At 70.0% G+C, this 828-nt stretch carries 1 protein-coding gene; it reads left to right on the forward strand.

Going from position 1 to position 828, the window contains the following annotated elements:
- The coding region (locus B4L76_RS21885; protein ID WP_296235252.1) for a condensation domain-containing protein at nt 1-828 on the forward strand (828 nt) is incomplete at both ends.

Genomic DNA, 828 nt, shown 5'->3' on the forward strand with positions numbered 1-828 from the left:
GAACCGCTCTTCCGATCTGGGCACGGCGCGCCCGACGCTGCTGCCGGTGCCGCGCCAGGCGCACATGCCGGTGTCGCTGAGCCAGCAGCGGCTGTGGCTGGTCGACCGCCTGCACGGCCCCTCGGCGTCCTACAACATGGCCGCCAGCCTGAGCTTGAACGGGCTGCTGGACCTGGCGGCGCTGCGGGCCACCTTCAATGCCCTGCTGGCCCGCCACGAGGTACTGCGCAGCGCCTACCACGACATCGACGGCGAACCGGTCATGCGCATCGCCGAGCAACTGGAGCTGGAGGTCAGCCTGCGCGACCTCAGCTCGATGGATGACGTCCAGCGCCAACAAGTGGCCGAACAGGAAAGCCTGGACAACCTGCGCCTGCCCTTCGACCTGCGCCAGGCGCCGCTGATCCGCGCGCGGGTGCTCAAGCTTGGCGAGCACCAGCACCTGCTGTTGCTGGCACTGCACCATATGGTCGCCGACGGCTGGTCGGTGGCCGTGCTGGTCAACGAGTTCAGCCAGATCTACGCGAGCCTGCGCGCAGGGCAACCGACCGCGCTGCCCGCACTGCCCGTGCAATACGCCGACTACGCAGCCTGGCAGCACCAATACTTGCAGGGCGCCGTGCTGCAGCGCGAGGTCAGCTTCTGGCAGCAGCAACTGCAAGGTGCGCCCCAGGTCCTGGCGCTGCCCTGCGACTGGCCACGCCCGGCCCAGGCCGACGCCCGTGGTGCCGCCAGGGCGCTGGAGATCCCCGCGCCGCTGCTGGCGCGCCTCGAGACCCTGGCCCTGGCCGAGGGCGTGAGCCTGTACATGCTGCTGCTGGCCAGCTT

Source organism: Pseudomonas sp. UBA4617, from assembly GCF_002386445.1.
Taxonomy (GTDB): domain Bacteria; phylum Pseudomonadota; class Gammaproteobacteria; order Pseudomonadales; family Pseudomonadaceae; genus Aquipseudomonas.